The sequence below is a fragment of the Pseudomonas sp. TWR3-1-1 genome (genome assembly GCF_049896545.1).
GTDB classification, from domain to species: Bacteria; Pseudomonadota; Gammaproteobacteria; order Pseudomonadales; family Pseudomonadaceae; genus Aquipseudomonas; species Aquipseudomonas weihenstephanensis.
On the sequence record NZ_JAFCUO010000037.1, the window covers coordinates 1 to 1,506 of the forward strand.

Consider the following 1,506-nt stretch of genomic DNA (forward strand, 5'->3'; position numbering starts at 1 on the left):
GCCACCCTGGCCGAGTTTCCGTCTACCGGCATCGTCCTTAACCCGATCGACTGGGCAGCCATCGAACTGCTCAAGGACAGCGAGAACCGCTACATCATTGGCAAACCGCAAGAAGGCACCTCGCCGCGCTTGTGGAACCTGCCAGTTGTCGAGACTCAGGCCATCCTGCAGGACCAGTTCCTGTGCGGCGCCTTCAATCTTGCAGCGCAAATCTTCGACCGCATGGGCATCGAAGTACTGATCTCCACCGAAAACGACAAGGACTTCGAAAACAACATGGTCACCATCCGCGCTGAAGAGCGACTGGCCTTCGCGGTATATCGCCCTGAAGCCTTCGTCACCGGCCCGCTGACCAAAGCGCCTTAACCCGACCTCAGCAAGCGGCTCAACGGCCGCTTGCCTTTCACGGAGCAATGACCATGGCCCGTACATCCCCCGCACCCGCCCCAGAAACCGCTGACACCGCTGACACCGCAAAAGAATCACCCGTCGCTCCCGAATCGGCAACGGCGCCAGATCTGGACAAACCTGATCCCTCAACCGCGAACGAATTACCGCAATCCCCTGTGCTGCCCGGCTCACCGGCTGAGCCTGAGCTAACTTCGGCGCCGCAAGCCAAGCAGGAACCGCTCGATCAAAGCGGCATGCTCACCCTCTATCCACTGCGCAGCTACCTGGATGGCAAAGACATCAAGCGTGCAGGCGGCGAGGGTTACCAATCGCCCAAACACGATGCCGCGCTACTGATCGCCAAAGGCCTCGCCACGCTGACTGATCCAAGAGGCTGACATGACCGTCATCGATATCGACGTGGCCATGCAGCACCTGCGTGCAGAACCCGAAGATCAGGCCCACGTCGAAATCATGCTGGCCGCCGCTGAAGACGACGCGATGAAGTTTCTCAATCGGCGTTTTTACCGCGATAACGACGCCCTTGAGGCGGCGATCCTGGAGGGCGCGGCAGGCACGGCACCGATGCTGATTTCGCCTTCGGTACAGGCTGCATGCTTGCTGATCGTGGGCCGCTTATTTGAAGAGCGCGAAGACGGCGAGGCAATCCCAAAGGCATCGCGCGCTTTGCTGACACCTGACCGTGTGGGCTGGGGGATCTGAATGAAAGCCGGACGATTGCGCCACCGCGTGGATATCCAGTCCAAAGTCAGCGGGCAAGACCCTGTAACCGGGGAAGTTATTGAGGGCCAATGGGTCACGGTATGGGCCCGGTGTCCGGCTGCTGTCGAGCCACTCAGTGCCCGTGATCTGTACGCCGCTCAAGCGGCACAGTCCGAAGCCATTGCGCGCATCACTATTCGCTATCGCGAAGGGGTGTTGCCGGCCATGCGCATTTTGCACCGTGACAAGGTATACAGCATCGTCGGTCAGCCGCTGGCGGACGCGCAGTCGGGCCTTGAGCACTTAACCCTTCAGGTGACCACCGGAGTGAATGATGGCTGACGGCATGAACTTCGATATTCAGGGATTGAATGGTGTAGTTGGCAAAATGCG

General features: G+C 59.7%; 4 protein-coding genes. All 4 read left to right on the forward strand.

Going from position 1 to position 1,506, the window contains the following annotated elements; genetic code table 11:
- The coding region (locus tag ACP7A4_RS22995; RefSeq protein WP_426248487.1) for a phage major capsid protein at positions 1 to 366 on the forward strand (366 nt) is incomplete at its 5' end.
- A 53-nt stretch (positions 367 to 419) separates the two neighbouring features.
- On the forward strand, positions 420 to 788 hold the full coding sequence (locus ACP7A4_RS23000; protein WP_426248498.1) for a hypothetical protein: 369 nt from the start codon (positions 420 to 422) through the stop codon (positions 786 to 788).
- A gap of 1 nt (position 789) precedes the next feature.
- Positions 790 to 1,113 (forward strand): head-tail connector protein, encoded by a 324-nt coding sequence (locus ACP7A4_RS23005; protein WP_426248499.1) that lies wholly within the window; start codon positions 790 to 792, stop codon positions 1,111 to 1,113.
- Positions 1,114 to 1,455: a phage head closure protein gene (locus ACP7A4_RS23010; RefSeq protein ID WP_426248500.1), complete on the forward strand. Its 342-nt coding sequence runs from the start codon at positions 1,114 to 1,116 to the stop codon at positions 1,453 to 1,455.
- Positions 1,456 to 1,506: the final 51 nt, after the last annotated feature.